The sequence below is a fragment of the Thalassotalea sp. G20_0 genome (assembly GCF_017744175.1).
GTDB lineage: Bacteria > Pseudomonadota > Gammaproteobacteria > Pseudomonadales > Endozoicomonadaceae > Endozoicomonas.
The window spans coordinates 1-707 of sequence record NZ_JAGHQV010000375.1; the positions used below are offsets into that span (position 1 = coordinate 1).

1 protein-coding gene is annotated in these 707 nt (G+C 44.6%); it reads left to right on the forward strand.

What is annotated here, in order from left to right:
* Positions 1-198 precede the first annotated feature (198 nt).
* Positions 199-678, forward strand: a complete 480-nt coding sequence (locus J7438_RS26580; protein WP_209279029.1) for a hypothetical protein — start codon at positions 199-201, stop codon at positions 676-678.
* The last annotated feature ends 29 nt before the right edge of the window (positions 679-707 follow it).

The following is a 707-nucleotide window of genomic DNA, read 5'->3' on the forward strand; positions in this document are numbered from 1 at the left end:
AAAATATACAAATCACAAAATGCGAATCAGAAGATATAGCCTTTAAAATGCAGAACGCCGTGTAAGTCGGGCTGTATGGGGGTATCGGCTGGTGCGTATAGCGAATCTACAGTATTTTATGCGAAACTGATTCGTGTAAACGACTGTTAGGTGCGTCAGCTTGGTACTATCATCTGAGCACAATAGGGAGTTACCTTTATGCTCAATACAATCGAAAAACTGATAAACGAACACGGATCATCCACCATTCTTAAAGAACGCCTTCAGCTTGCGGCGGATCAGTACACGGTTCTTCAAGATAAGCTGGAAGCGTCGCAACAGAATAACTCTGCTCTTGAAGCAGAGAATCAGAGTCTTAAAACGCAGTTGCAGCAAGCACAGGAAGAAGTAAACCGTTTGCAGGAAGTCATGCAGGCCAGTACAGAAGCGCAGGGAAATGAAGAACTCAAAGAAATCGAGCAGCAAATCCTTGGCACACTGTTTGAAGCTAATACACACTTCAGCACTACCCAGCTCGCTACCAAACTCTCCATCGGAGAAAGCCTTACGAAATATCATATTGATCGCCTCATAGGTATGAAACTAATAGGTTATGGCCCTGCAAAAATGAATGCCCCTATGTATTACGTATTATCAGAGCATGGTCGCAAGTACGTCGTAGAACAAATCCGCACCTAACAAGAGCATCCAGCGGACGGCGCTAGACG